The following is a 12953-nucleotide window of genomic DNA, read 5'->3' as shown; positions in this document are numbered from 1 at the left end:
CGCCGCGTGGCGCCGGCCGCGCCTGCTGTCGTGCCCCTGCCTTTGGCGCCGTGGCAGCGCGCCGGCCGCGGGGCGGCTGCGCCCGTTTCACCTCCCGACCGACATGACCGAACGCGTACTGACCGGCATCACCACCACCGGCACCCCTCACCTCGGCAACTATGTGGGCGCCATCCGGCCGTCCATCGAGGCGAGCCGGGCCGAAGGGGTGGAGAGCTTCTTCTTCCTGGCCGACTTCCACGCACTCATCAAGTGCGACGACCCGGCGCGCATCGAACGCTCGCGCCTGGAGATCGCCGCCACGTGGCTGGCCGCCGGGCTGGACCCCGAGCGCGTGACCTTCTACCGCCAAAGCGACATTCCGGAGATCACGGAGCTCACGTGGCTGCTTACCTGCGTGACGGCCAAGGGCCAGATGAACCGCGCCCATGCCTACAAGGCGGCCACCGACGCCAACGTCGCAGCCGGCGAGGACCCGGACGCAGGAGTGACGATGGGGCTGTACTGCTACCCCATCCTGATGGCGGCCGACATCCTCATGTTCAAGGCGCACCGCGTGCCGGTCGGGCGCGACCAGGTGCAGCACATCGAGATGGCGCGCGACGTGGCGCAGCGCTTCAACCACCTCTACGGTCAGGGCCGCGAGCTCTTGGTGCTGCCGCAGGCGCAGATCGACGAGGAACTGGCCACCCTGCCGGGCCTGGACGGTCGCAAGATGTCCAAGAGCTATGACAACACCATCCCCCTCTTCGAGGGCGGCGCCAGGGGCTTGAAGGAGGCGGTGGCCCGCATCGTGACCGATTCGCGCCTGCCCGGCGAGCCGAAGGACCCGGACGCCTCGCACCTCGTCACCATCTGGGACGCGTTTGCCACCCCGCCGCAGCGGCAACAGTTCCGTGCCGACCTGCGCGCCGGCTTGGCCTGGGGCGAGGCCAAGCAGCGGCTGGTGGACCTGATCGAGGCGCACATCGGCCCGATGCGTCCGCGGTACGAGGAGCTGATGGCCCATCCGGAGCGCATCGAGGAGATCCTGCAGGAAGGCGCGCGCAAGGCCCGGGCGGTGGCGCGCCCGCTGCTGGCCGAACTGCGCGAGGCTGTGGGGCTGCGGCCCCTCAAGCCGCTGGCGCAACCCAAGACCGCCGCGGGCGGCCGTGCGGCGGGGGCCGCGCACGCGGCACTGCCTGTCTTCAAGCAATACCGGGAGGCCGACGGGCGCTTCTACTTCAAGCTCACGGCGCACGACGGCAGCGTGCTGCTGCAAAGTACCGGCTTTGCGGAAGGACGGGAGGCCGGGGCCTGGGTCAAGCGCCTCAAGACCGAGGGCTCGGCGGCCCTGGCCGGCGCCCCGGTCGAGCGGGGCGCCGAGGTCTCTCCCGAGCAGGTCGCGGCTGCCCTGGACGCCCTGGCGGCCGCCCAGGAGTGACGGCCCCGAAGGTGCAGCATGGCCGGCATCCACATCACCGACATCGAGGCAGCGATCAACTGGTGGCGCGAGCGCGAGCCCTCGCCCGACGGCATCACCGCCTGTGCGCCGGTGCGAGCCCTGGCCGAGGTGTATGCGCTGATGGTGTACTACCGCGAGCAGGAATGCGACGAGGACACCATGCCGCGCAAGGCCAAGGAGGCTTGGCTCGAGTGGTACCGCTCGACGCCCGACACGCCTTGCATCGCCATCTGCTCCACGAGCCAGGGCGACGAGATCTGCAAGGGCTGCGGCCGCAGCTTCGACGAAGTGCAGTTCTGGCCCGAGATGACGCCCGCGCAGAAGCGCTGCGTGTGGCGACGCATCACGATGCAAGGCACGGCCTGGCGCTTCAACCGTTATGCGGAGCGGGCCCGCGAGGCGGCGAACGATCACGGCCGGCCGGGCGACAGCACCGGGGCGGCCCGGGCGCAGGGATCGGGCGCCGCGTGAGACGGCGCTGAACGGCTCAGCCGAGCGGCAACGTCACGACGAAGCAGCTGCCCCCGCCCTCGCGCGCCTCGCAGCGAGCGTCGCCGCCGTGCCGCCTCGCGATCTGGCGCACGAGGCTCAGCCCCAGGCCCACGCCCCCGGCGTGCTCGGCATGGCCGCGCAGGCGATAGAACGGCTCGAAGATGCGCTCGCGCTGGTCGGCGGGCACCCCCGAACCGCGATCGCACACCCTCAGCTCGGCGCAGCCTGGGCCCCGGCGCACCTGGACCATCGGCGGCGTCTGCGGCGCATAGCGGCGGGCGTTCTCGAGCAGGTTGCGCAATACCCGCCGCACGAGCCGCTCGTCCGCGGCGACGACCAATGGCTCGCCTTCCAGCTCGGCGCCGAACCGCACGCCTTCCTCCGCAGCCAGCCCGAGCAGGTCGACCGGCCCGCGCTCCAGTGAGGGCATGGCGTCGAGCCGACTGGCGAAGAGCACTTCTTCGACCAGGGTGTCGAGTTCCCGGATGTTGTGCGCGATCTCCTGCTGCAAGCGGGCGCGTGCTTGCGGCTCGGCAGTCTCCAGCAGGGACAGGGCCATCTTCAAACGCGCCAGCGGCGAACGCAGCTCATGCGAGGCATTGGCCAGCAGCGACTGGTGAGACCTCACGAGCGCCTCGATGCGCTCGGCCGCCTGGTTGAAACTCGCCGCCACGGCGGCCACTTCGTCCCGGCCGGACACCGCCACGCGATGGCTCAGTTCGCCGGAGCCGAACGTCTCGACGCCGCGTTTGAGCGCCTCGAGCTGCCTCGTGAGCCGGCGCACCACCGGGTACGCTCCGGCCGATACGGCGATGAACAACACGACCAGCGCCGCAACCAGGCCGCCCCCGCGCAGGAACCACGGGGGCTCCACGAGGGCCGGCGGCGGATGGTGTCGTGCCTCGGGGCCGCGGCCCGGGGGCCCCTCGGCGAGCGGCCCGAGGCGCTGCGGCCGCAGCACCCACAGCACCCGGCCGTCGCCGAGCGGCAGCCGCAGCCGCCGTCTCGCGCCCTCGCGCTCGATGCGCTCGTACAGGGCGCTGCTCGCAATGCGCCGACCCGAGGCATCGTCGAGTGCGAGCGGCACGCGCAGCCGCTGCGACCACTCCTCCAGCGCGTCGGCCTGCTCCGCGCGGGGAGCGTCAGCGTCCGGCAATGCGTGCTGCGCGAGCTCGCCCCAAGCGGCGAGACGGTCTCCCCAGACCACCCGGTCCTGCTCGCGCGCGTGCTCGATGTTGCGCTGGAACAACCAGCCGGCCAGGAGCGCGAACAGCAGCAGCACCGCGACGACGGTGAGATAGATGCGCAGGTACAGGCTCTTCACGGTGAATGGGGGCTTCAGGCCGGGTCGGCATCCTGCTTGCGCGCGAAGACATAGCCGGTCCCGCGCACGGTGAGGATGCGCCGCGGGTTCTTGGGGTCGTCCTCGATCGCGGCACGGATGCGGGAGATGTGCACGTCGATGGAGCGATCGAACGCTTCCAACGCGTGGCCCTTCAGCGCATCCATGATCTGGTCGCGCGACATCACCCGCCCGGCATGGCGGGCGAGAACGACCAGCAGCTGGAACTGATAACCGGTGAGATCGCGCTCGCGGCCGTCGACCCGCGCCACGCGCGCACCGAGGTCGATGTCCAGGCGGCCGAAGCGCAGCACATCGCCGTCGTCAGGTGCCGGCGCGGCCACACTGCGGCGCAGCACCGCACGCAGCCGGGCGAGCAGTTCGCGGGGTTCGAACGGCTTGGGCAGGTAGTCGTCCGCGCCCAGCTCCAGCCCGACGACTCGGTCCATCGGCTCGCCGCGGGCCGTGAGCATCAGGATCGGCAGATGGCGGTGGCGGGCTTCGGCCCGCAGCTCCCGGCACAGCTCGAGGCCGTCGCCGTCGGGCAGCATGAGGTCCAGCACGAGCGCGTCGTACGCCGCGTCCCGGCGCCCGAGCGCCTCCCGGGCCGATTGCAGGGTGGGCGCCGTCTCGACGAAGAAGCCGGCCTGACGGAGATAGTCGCCGACCAGGCCTGTCAAACGCAGGTCATCGTCGGTGAGGAGGATGCGGGCAGACATGCAGGTGCTCCGGAACGCACGAAGCATACGCGCAGGCCGCTGCCCTTGCGGCGCGGGGCCGCTGCAGCGGCCCCGCCCCGGAGCCCGCGCGCCGTCACGCAGCCGACCGGCCCGTCGGACTTCAGCGGCCGGGCGAGCCCGGTTGGCCGCGGCGGTGTTCTTCCCAGCGCTGGGCACGTTGCTTCATGCGCTCGGCCAGTGTCTGCCGCTGCTCAGGGGTGAGGACGCGGCTCACCTCGAGCATCGCCTGGCTCATCCGTCGGGAGGTCTGGTCGTGCAAAGCGAGCTGACGTTGACGCAGGGACTCGACCGCGTTCGCATCGACCGTGGGCTGGGTGAAGAGCCGCAGCCCTTCTTCGCGCAGAGCCTTGCGAGAGTCGCGCAGCGCTCCCAGGTCCTTGGCGGCGCTCTCGGCGATCTGCACGATCTGCTGGCGCTGCTCGGGGGTGGCATTCAGATCGCGCAGCCAGTGATCGACCATGCGCTGGACGCGCTCGGGGCCGGCCATGAACATGCCCTGCGCGCCCATGCCGGGGTCACCGTGGCGCGGGCCGTGCGCCCAGGCGGGGCTGGCCGTCAGAGCGGCGAGGGAGACCGCCACGGCAGCGGCGAGCGAAAGGGTCCGGCGGGGGGACACCCGATGCAAAGCGGGGAAACGCGACATCTTCAACTCCTTGAGCAATGGGGGCGAAGCCCACGGTGCTGATGGTGAGCGCGAAGCGTGAAGGCCCCGTGGTGCGGGGGTAAAGAACTGTGAAGCGAACGGGCGGCGCGGGCCGGCTTACGGGCCGGCACTGTCAACCCTGCCAGAAGCAGAACACTCGGTTTCGCCTGAAGATGCCTGAAAGAACAGGGAGGTTGACCATGCAAAGTCCTTACGAAGACGCCTGGCGGCGCCTGCTGGAGATCGCCGCCCGGGTGCGCGCGGACAGCCGGGCCACGCCTTCGGCGCGCTCGTTCGCCGAGTCGGTGCTCGATGCCTACCCCTTCGATGCGCCGCACGCGGTGGCGCACGAGGAGCGGCAGCACGCCCGGTATGCTCAGGCCGCTGCGCGGTCGGCGGCTTCGGAGCGGCCCGAGGCGTAAAGCGACTCGATCTCGCGCGCGTAGGCGGCGTAGATGGCCTTGCGCCGCACCTTCATCGTGGCCGTGACCTCGCCGTCGTCGTGGTCGAGCTCCTTGGTGAGCAGGTGGAACTTGCGGATGCGAGCCACCTGCGCAAGCTGGCTGTTGCCGCGCTCGACCTCCCCCTCGATCAGCCGGCGCACCTCGTCATGCTCGACCAGCGAGCGGAAGTGCGTGAACGCGATGCGCCGGGACTCCGCCCACTTGCCGACGGTCTCCGCGTCGATCTGGATGAGCGCCGTCACGTACGGCCGCGCGTCGGCAATGACGATGCACTCCTTGATGTAGGGGCTCGCCTTCATCGTGTTCTCGATCTCGCTGGGCGTGAGGTTCTTGCCGCCCGCGGTGATCATGATGTCCTTCAGGCGGTCCACGATGCGCAGCTGACCGTCCTCCTCCCGCACGACATCGCCGGTATGCAGCCATCCGTCCCGGATGGCTTCTGCCGTCGCCTGCGGGTTCTTGTAGTACCCGGCGAAGACCATGCCGCCGCGCACCAGGAGTTCGCCCTGCTCGGACAACCGGTACTCGACGCCCAGGGTGGGCTCGCCCACCGTCCCGATGCGCACGCGGTCGGGACGCTGGCCGGTGATCATGCCGGTCGATTCGGTCAGGCCGTAGACCTCCACGAGGGGCACACCGAGGGTGCGGAAGAAGCGCACGATGGCTGGCGGTATGGGCGCCGCCCCGGTGAGCGCGCGCCGCACGCGGCGCAGCCCGATGAAGTTCTGCAGCGCGCGAAAGACCAGCAGGTAGCACAGCCCGAACAGCCACTGCTCCCGCACCGTGCGCTGGGCCGGTGCCTTCTCTGCGAAGGGTTCGCAAAGCCGCATCGCCCACTCGAACAGCCCGCGCCGCAGGCGGCCCGTCTCCTGCATCTTGATGTTGATCGAAGCGTGCAGCTTTTCCCAGATCCGCGGCACGCCGAGGAACACGTTCGGCGCCAGCTCCCGCAGGTCCTCCTGCACCGTGCGTATCGACTCGCCGAAGCTCACCGTCGAGCCGAGGTAGGCGGGACAGAACACGGTGAGCATCTGCTCGGCCACGTGGCACAGCGGCAGATACGACAAGTGCGAGGTGTGCTCGTCCAGCCCCACCCGCTCGACGATGCCGGGCACCACGGCGCGGATGTTGGCGTAGGTGATCATCGCGCCTTTCGGGCGGCCGGTCGATCCGGAGGTGTAGATCATCAGTGCCAGATCGCACAGCTGCTGGGCCCGCAGCACTTCGTCGATGAATCCGCCCTCACGGGCCTCGGCCTGCGCGCCCCGCTGCTCGAGTTCCTCGAACGAGAGCACACGGCCTCCTTGCGCGCGCAGCGTGTCGCGCAGACCCTTCTTCTCGATCACCACCACGTGGCGCAGGCGGGGCAGCTGCGGCAGGGCTTCGAGCACCTTGTCGCTTTGTTCCTGGTCCTCGCACACGACGATCTCGACGTCGGCATGCTCCAGGACATAGGCCACCTCCGGAGTGGGGCTGGTGGGATACACCCCGACGGTGACGCCGCCCACCAGGCCCGCGCCGAGCTGCGCGAGCACCCATTCGAGGCGGTTCTCGGAGACCACGCCGACATGGCCCCCGACATCGAGCCCCAGCGAGCGCAGGCCCAGGCCCACATGGCGGGCGCGACGGTAACACTCGCTCCAGGTCCAGGGGCGCCAGATGCCGTAGTCCTTCTGGCGCAGCGCCACGGCGTCGGGCCGGCGCTGGGCATGCTCGCGCCACATCTGCGGCACGGTCTTCACAGGCAGCTCGTCCATCGGTGCGCCTTCGCTCATGACAACCAGCGCTTGCGACGCTTGTAGTGCTTGAGGTCGCGGAAGCTCTTGTGCGTGCCCGCTCCCCCGATGCCCAGATAGAACTCCCGCACGTCGGCATCGGCCTTCAGGCGCTGGGAGGTGCCATCGATCACGACCTTGCCCATCTCCATGATGTAGCCATAGTGGGCCACGGAGAGCGCGACCGAGGCGTTCTGCTCGACCAGCAGCATGGACACCCCCTGCTCCGCGTTGATGCGCGCGATGATGTCGAAGATGCTGTCGACGAGGACGGGGGACAAGCCGAGCGACGGTTCGTCGAGCAGCATCAGCTTGGGCCGCGCCAGCAGCGCCCGGCCGATGGCCAGCATCTGCTGCTCGCCCCCCGAGAGGTAACCGGCCAAGCCCCGCCGGCGCTCGTGCAGCCGCGGAAAGTAGCCGTACACCAGGTCGAAGTCGGCCTTGACGGCCTTGCGCCCGGTGAGCGCGTAGGTGGCCGCGACGAGGTTTTCTTCCACCGTGAGGTCCTCGAACACGTGCCGGCCTTCCATCACGTGCGACAGCCCCGAGCGCACGAGCTCGTGCGCCGCGAGGTGCCGCACATCCCGTCCGTCGAACCGGACCTCGCCCTTGGGCATCTCGCCATCCTCGAGGTCCAGCAACCGCGAGACGGCCTTCAACGTCGTGGTCTTGCCGGCCCCATTGCTGCCCAGCAATGCCACGATGCGCCCGCGCGGCACCGCGAGCGACAGGCCGCGCAGCACCTGCACGGCCTTGTTGTAGATCACCTCGATGTTGTTGATCTGCAGGATCGGGCTCGCATCCATGGACGGCTCCGTACACCGGTGAGAGGGCGCGCCCCAAGGCCCCGGGCCGTGGGCGCCGGGCGCCGCGGGTTCAGGTCAGCGTGATCCAGTCGGACGCCGGGATCATCTTCTTCTGCTTCATGTCCGCGCGGTAGATGCGGCCCACGGGGATCGAATTGCCGGGAATGCTGATCGGCACGCCGATGATGCCGCCCGTGTCGAAGTTGCGGATCGAGTTGAGCGCGGCCTTCATGTTCTTGCCGGTCAGGGGCTGCCGGGCGTCGAGCGTGCGCTTGACGGCCTCGGTCATCAGCATCGCGGTGAGGAACCCCTGCATGTAGGCGTTGCTCTGGTACTCGGGCCGCATCTGGCGGATCTTTTCGAGCATCGGTGCGCGGCCTTCGGTGTCGTAGTAGTAGCGGAACGGCATCACCCCCAGGAAGCCGTCGGCCGCGTCGCCCATCTTCATCACCATGGAGTGGTCCATGGACCAGAAGGTGCCCATGAAGGCCGACTTCATGCCCATGTCGCGCGCCTGCGTGATGAACTCCGGGATCGGCGCCAGCACGTAGCCGTGGAAGATGGTGAAGTCCGGGTTGGCGCGCCGCAGCTTGATGACTTCGGTGGAGACATCCACGCTGCCCGGGGGCGTCATGATCTCACCGGCCACCGTGAGGCCCAGCCGCTGCGCCGCCGCACGGCTCTTTTCGATCGGATCGCGGCCGAACTCGGTGTCAGAGTAGACGAAGGCCACGCGGGCGCCCGGCTTGGTGCTCGCGATGTGACGCAGCAGGATGCCGAACATCTCGGTGTAGTCGGGGCCCACGAGGAACTGATACGGGTACTTCTGGGGATCGTTGATCTCGGAGGCGAACGACGCACCGGCCATCAAGATGTTGCCGTTGCGCTCCAGTTCAGGGTTGATCGTCTTGGCAAAACCGGTGGAGTCACCGTAGTAGAGGTTGACCTTGTTCTGGCTGGTGATCTTCTTGAACGCGGCGACGGAAGCGTCGACCTTGTAGCCGGTGTCCTCCGGCACGTAGCGCAGCTTGCGGCCGCGGATGCCGCCGGAGTCGTTGACGATCTTGACATAGTCCTCGATGCCGGCGTGGATGCCGATGCCGGCGAAGGCGAACACCCCCGTCATCGGGATCGATCCGCCCAGCACGATCTCCTCCTGCGCCTGCGCGCGGGCGGTGACGCCCAGCGTCCCCGTGGCGGCCAGCGTACCGGCCCATGTGACGAACTGCCTGCGTTTCATTGCGTGTCTCCTTCGTGGTGGTGCAGGGAAAGAAGGCGTGTTCAAGTCCTGAAGGGCCACAGGTGGAAGAAGCGGCGCGTGCGGCGCCACACCTCGGCCAACCCGTGAGGCTCGAAGAGGAGGAATCCGACGATCAGCGCCCCGAAGACGATCGTGCGCACCGGGGACAGCACCAGGGTCGCATTGGCCAGGGGCAGCCAGCCGACGACGAGCTTGAGCACCTCGGGCACCAGCGTCATGAACACCGCCCCGAGGATCGAGCCGAGGATGGTGCCCATGCCGCCGACGATGATCGCCGCGAGGAAGAAGATGCTCATGATGAGCGGGAAGCTCTCGGGCGTGACCACCCGGAAGAAGTACGCCCACATGCCGCCCGCGAGCCCCGCGTAGAACGACGAAACGGCAAACGACAGCAGCTTGTAGCGCAGCAGGGGAATCCCCAGCACCTCGGCCGAGATGTCGCGGTCGCGAATGGCGATGAAGGCGCGGCCGATGCGCGTGCGGAACAGGTTCGCCGCACCGATGAGCAGCAAGGCCGTCACCGGCACGATGAGCCAGTACAGCCGGAACGACGTGTCGAGCGCGACACCGAAGAACTCGGCCGGCGGCACGCTCAGGCCGGCCGCCCCGCCGGTGATCGTGAGATTGGCGAAGAGGAAGTGCGCGAGCACCGACGCCGCAATGGTGGCGATGGCCAGATACAGGCCCTTGACGCGCAACGAAGGCAGCCCCACCAGCACGCCGCCGAGCATGGCGACCCCGCCGCCCGCGAGCAGGTTCAGCAGGAAGGGCGTGCCGAGGCGGTTCTCCAGCACCGCCACGGTGTAGGCCCCCAGGCCCATGAACGCCGCCTGGCCCAGGCTCACGAGCCCGGTGTAGCCGGTCAGGATGTTCAGGCCGCAGGCGCTGGCGATGTTGATGGCCACCAGGCAGGCGAGATAGAGCCAGTAGTCGCCCGCGACGAAGGGAAACACCACCAGCGAGACCGTGAGCACGCCGACCCAGGCCCACTGGGTGCGGCTGTCGAAGAGCGCCTGGTCGGCGGCGTAGCTGTCCTTGGCCGATCCGATCCTCATCTCAGAGCCTCTCGATCTCGTGCGTGCCGAAAAGGCCGTAGGGCCGCACCAGCAGGATCAGCACCAGCACGCAGAAGGTGGCCAGCAGCTTGTACTCGCCACCGAGGTAGGCCGCGGCCCACGACTCGATGAGTCCGATCAAGAGGCCCCCCACCAGCGCGCCGACGATGCTGTCCAGGCCGCCCACGATCACCACCACCAGCACCGACAGCCCGAACACACCCATCGACGACGAGATGCCGCCGATGGCTCCCACCAGGATGCCCGCCACCGCCGCGATGGCCGCGGCCAGCGTCCACGACAACGAAAAGACCTTCGGCACGTCGATGCCCATGGAGTACGCGGCGGCCTGGTCGGAGGCCGTCGCGCGCAGAGCCACCCCGCCTCGCCAGAAGCGGAACACCCCGAGCACCAGCGCGATCAGCACCGCGGTGACGAGGAAGGCATAGAACACCTTCGGCGCGACGAAGGCCTGGCCGATCATCACCGCACCGCCGGGCATGAACTCCGGCAACCGGCGCGGGTCGGCCGTCCAGACGAGCTCGACCACACCGACGAGGATCGATGCCAGCCCCACCGTGACCATGAAGGTGGATATCGGGGACTCGCCCAGCATCGGGCGGATCAACAGGCGCTCGAAGCCCGCCCCGAGGAGCGCACTGGCCGCGACGGTCAGCGCGATCGCAGCCCACGCAGGCAGCTGCATGCCGGCCGTGAAGGCAAAGAAGATGTAGGCCGAGAGCATCAGCATCTCGCCGATGGCCAGGTTCACCACCCGGGTGGCCTTGTAGATGATGACGAAGGCGAGCCCCGTGAGCGCATACAGCCCACCGGCGCCGATGCCGGCCAGCGAAACCTCGAAGAAGTAGAGCCAGTCGAACCCGTTCATGCCGCGGCTCCCATGGCGGCGGGCGTGGCTCCCGGCGCCTCGGTCGCGCGGCTCGAACCGAGGTACGCGCGAATGACCTCGGGGTCGTTCTGCACGTCCTCAGGCCGGCCCTCGGCGATCTTCTGGCCGAAGTTGAGGACGACCACGTGGTCCGAGATGTCCATCACCATGCCCATGTCGTGCTCGACCATCAGCACCGTCACGCCCCACTCGGCCCGCACGTCGAGGATGAAGCGCGCCATGTCCTCCGTCTCTTCGCGGTTCATGCCCGCCACCGGCTCGTCGAGCATCAGGATCTTGGGCCGCATCGCCAGCGCGCGGGCCATCTCGACGCGTTTTTGCAGCCCGTAGGGCAAGGCCGCGACCGGCGCATGGCGGATGTGGTCGATCTCCAGCAGATCGATGATGCGCTCCTCGATCTCGGCGCGCAGCGCGACCTCTTCGCGCCGGGCGCGGCCGAAGTAGAGCAACGCGTCGAAGATGTTCGTGCGCAGGTGGCAGTGGCGGCCGAGCTTGATGTTGTCCAGCACCGTCATGCCGCGAAAGAGCGCGATGTTCTGGAAGCTGCGCGCCAGTCCGCGGCGCGCCCGCTCCGGGGCCGGCAGCCGCGTGATGTCCTCGCCGTCGAAGCGCAGCGACCCGCTTTGAGGGCGGTAGAAGCCGGAGATCGTGTTGAAGAGCGACGTCTTGCCCGCGCCGTTGGGGCCGATGACGGAAGTGATCGAGCCCGGGGCGACGCTCATCGTGATGCCGTTGAGGGCCTTGACGCCGCCGAAGGCGAGCGTCAGCCCTTCGATCTCGAGCAACGGGGCCTGTTCGACGTGCGGCACGGCTGCCCTCCTTGCCCGCCTCAGACGCGCTCGATCACGGTGGCCGTGGCCATGCCGTGGCCGATGCACATGACCTGCAAGCCGAGGGTGCCGCCTCGGGCCTCCAGACCCGCGAGCATCTTGGCCATCAGGGCTGCGCCGGTGGCGCCCAGCGGGTGTCCGTGGGCGATGGCGCCTCCCCACGGGTTGACGCGATCCATGTCGGCGTCGAACTCGCGCGCCCAGGCGAGCACCACGGTGGCGAAGGCCTCGTTGATCTCGATCCAGTCGAGGTCGCGGATCGACACCCCCGCGCGCCGCAACGCCTCGTGCGTGGCGGGAATCACGCCCGTGAGCTGCATCACCGGGTCGGAGCCCACCACCACGCGCGCACGGAACCGTGCCCGGGGGCGCAGGCCGTCGGCGCGGGCCGCCTGTGCGTCGCCGATCAACACCGCCGAGGCGCCGTCGGAGATCTGACTCGCGTTGCCCGCGGTCACGACGCCCTCGCCGGGCGGGCGGAATGCGAGGGCCAGCGAGGCCATGCGCGCATCGTCGATCGAAGCTCGCACCCCTTCGTCGCGGGCCAGCGTCAGCGGCTGCCCCTGTGCATCGACGCCCGGGGTGGGCAGGATCTCGCGGTGCCAGCCCGCCTCGGCCGCGGCATGGGCGCGGCGGTGGCTTTCCTTCGCGTAAGCGTCGCATTGCACGCGCGTGATGCCCCACTGCTCGGCGATGCGCTCGGCGCTTTCGCCTTGGTGCACCAGGGCATGGCGGGCCAGCAACTCCGGGTTCAGCACGTCGAAGCCCTTGAACTCGAAGCGCCCGAGGCTCACGTCGAGAAACATCGGCACGCGGCTCATGTTCTCGACGCCGCCGGCCACGACGTAGCGCGCGTCCCCGGCTGCGACGGCCTGCGCCGCGAAGTGCACGGCCTGCTGGCTCGAACCGCACATGCGGTTGAGCGAGACGCCGGGCACGCGTGTCGGCAGGCCGCCCACCAGCACGGCCAGGCGGCCGATGTTGGCGCCCTGCTCGCCCGCCTGGCTCACGCAGCCGGCGATCACGTCGTCGATCGCCTCCGGCGCCACGCGGCTGCGTTCCAGCAGCCCCTGCAGCGCAAACGCCAGGAGGCTGTCCGGGCGCGTCTCGCGCAAGGCGCCTTGCCGGCGCCCGAAGGCCGTGCGCACGGCTTCGAGGATCACGGGTTCGGCCATGGGTGTCTCCTCAGGG

General features: G+C 69.3%; 13 protein-coding genes. 3 read left to right on the top strand and 10 right to left on the bottom strand.

Going from position 1 to position 12953, the window contains the following annotated elements; translation table 11 throughout:
- Positions 1-103: 103 nt before the first annotated feature.
- Positions 104-1423: a tryptophan--tRNA ligase gene (locus OMP39_RS05010; protein ID WP_264893695.1), complete on the top strand. Its 1320-nt coding sequence runs from the start codon at positions 104-106 to the stop codon at positions 1421-1423.
- An 18-nt stretch (positions 1424-1441) separates the two neighbouring features.
- Positions 1442-1915 carry a DUF3717 domain-containing protein gene (locus OMP39_RS05005; RefSeq protein WP_264893694.1) on the top strand — a complete coding sequence of 158 codons (474 nt, stop codon included), beginning with the start codon at positions 1442-1444 and terminating at the stop codon, positions 1913-1915.
- 16 nt (positions 1916-1931) lie between these two features.
- Here the strand turns inward: OMP39_RS05005 and OMP39_RS05000 are convergent, their stop codons facing one another.
- From OMP39_RS05000 to OMP39_RS04990, 3 genes are all read right to left on the bottom strand, one after another.
- Complete coding sequence (locus OMP39_RS05000; protein WP_264893693.1) at positions 1932-3260, bottom strand: sensor histidine kinase; 1329 nt, start codon at positions 3258-3260, stop codon at positions 1932-1934.
- A 14-nt stretch (positions 3261-3274) separates the two neighbouring features.
- Positions 3275-3997 carry a winged helix-turn-helix domain-containing protein gene (locus OMP39_RS04995; protein ID WP_264893692.1) on the bottom strand — a complete coding sequence of 241 codons (723 nt, stop codon included), beginning with the start codon at positions 3995-3997 and terminating at the stop codon, positions 3275-3277.
- Between the two features lie 121 nt (positions 3998-4118).
- On the bottom strand, positions 4119-4661 hold the full coding sequence (locus OMP39_RS04990) for a Spy/CpxP family protein refolding chaperone (protein ID WP_264893691.1): 543 nt from the start codon (positions 4659-4661) through the stop codon (positions 4119-4121).
- Positions 4662-4861: 200 nt separating this feature from the next.
- On the opposite strand from OMP39_RS04990, the gene OMP39_RS04985 reads away from it, so the two are divergent.
- Positions 4862-5083, top strand: a complete 222-nt coding sequence (locus OMP39_RS04985) for a hypothetical protein (protein WP_264893690.1) — start codon at positions 4862-4864, stop codon at positions 5081-5083.
- Here OMP39_RS04985 and OMP39_RS04980 read toward each other — a convergent pair.
- From OMP39_RS04980 to OMP39_RS04950, 7 genes are all read right to left on the bottom strand, one after another.
- The gene (locus tag OMP39_RS04980) at positions 5038-6882 is read right to left on the bottom strand and encodes an AMP-dependent synthetase/ligase (protein ID WP_264893689.1); all 1845 of its coding nucleotides are present in this window, start codon (positions 6880-6882) and stop codon (positions 5038-5040) included. The genes OMP39_RS04985 and OMP39_RS04980 overlap by 46 nt on opposite strands.
- A gap of 14 nt (positions 6883-6896) precedes the next feature.
- Complete coding sequence (locus tag OMP39_RS04975) at positions 6897-7706, bottom strand: ABC transporter ATP-binding protein (RefSeq protein WP_264893688.1); 810 nt, start codon at positions 7704-7706, stop codon at positions 6897-6899.
- A 70-nt stretch (positions 7707-7776) separates the two neighbouring features.
- Complete coding sequence (locus tag OMP39_RS04970) at positions 7777-8946, bottom strand: ABC transporter substrate-binding protein (RefSeq protein ID WP_264893687.1); 1170 nt, start codon at positions 8944-8946, stop codon at positions 7777-7779.
- A 41-nt stretch (positions 8947-8987) separates the two neighbouring features.
- Positions 8988-10022 (bottom strand): branched-chain amino acid ABC transporter permease, encoded by a 1035-nt coding sequence (locus OMP39_RS04965; RefSeq protein ID WP_264893686.1) that lies wholly within the window; start codon positions 10020-10022, stop codon positions 8988-8990.
- A 1-nt stretch (position 10023) separates the two neighbouring features.
- Entirely contained in the window at positions 10024-10911 is an 888-nt protein-coding gene (locus OMP39_RS04960; RefSeq protein ID WP_264893685.1) for a branched-chain amino acid ABC transporter permease, read from the bottom strand.
- On the bottom strand, positions 10908-11741 hold the full coding sequence (locus OMP39_RS04955; protein ID WP_264893684.1) for an ABC transporter ATP-binding protein: 834 nt from the start codon (positions 11739-11741) through the stop codon (positions 10908-10910). Before OMP39_RS04955 ends, OMP39_RS04960 begins: the two co-directional genes overlap by 4 nt.
- Positions 11742-11761: 20 nt before the next feature.
- Positions 11762-12937 carry a thiolase family protein gene (locus OMP39_RS04950; RefSeq protein WP_264893683.1) on the bottom strand — a complete coding sequence of 392 codons (1176 nt, stop codon included), beginning with the start codon at positions 12935-12937 and terminating at the stop codon, positions 11762-11764.
- Positions 12938-12953: the final 16 nt, after the last annotated feature.

The organism is Schlegelella aquatica, assembly GCF_026013905.1.
Lineage (GTDB): Bacteria > Pseudomonadota > Gammaproteobacteria > Burkholderiales > Burkholderiaceae_C > Caldimonas > Caldimonas aquatica.
This window is presented reverse-complemented; position numbering and strand designations above follow the sequence as displayed.